At 50.1% G+C, this 439-nt stretch carries 1 protein-coding gene; it reads right to left on the bottom strand.

The window, feature by feature from the left end:
• A partial coding sequence (locus tag ACFI6L_RS20310; protein ID WP_458724682.1) for a Tn3 family transposase occupies window positions 1–439 on the bottom strand: 439 nt, incomplete at both ends.

Here is a 439-nt window from a genome sequence, read left to right as displayed (position 1 = left end):
CAGATGACTCAGTATCGCGGAGTTGAAGTAGATGATCGCGTTGGCAAGCAATCTTGCACATTCATTCCAGATAGCGATTTCACTCTCGTTTTTGCCTCGGAACTGATCGCCATTCACCGACGCAATAGCCCGTCTCAGGAAGTGCCACGCTTCTCCCCGGTTAAGGGCACGCTGAACGTACTGCCGCAAACTGGCATTGTCTATGTAATCCAGTAAATATTGCGCTTTGACCAGTCGATTATACTCCGTCAGCGCCTGTAATGTCGGGTGCCCCGAAGGATAACCAGACAACTTTCTTACCAGCATTGCCTGTGTCGTTCGCTTTGTCTGAAGTGACAGAACAATGCGCCTAATATCCTGCCATCCCGTTTCGATGACATTCGTCCTGATGGGCTTTTTCAGGGCAAGGTTGGTGCCGCCGTGTTCATTTTCAGTTACG

It is taken from the genome of Alteromonas sp. G4i35, assembly GCF_054960375.1.
Note: the sequence above shows the minus strand (reverse complement) of the source record. Positions and strands in the feature narration are given on the sequence as shown.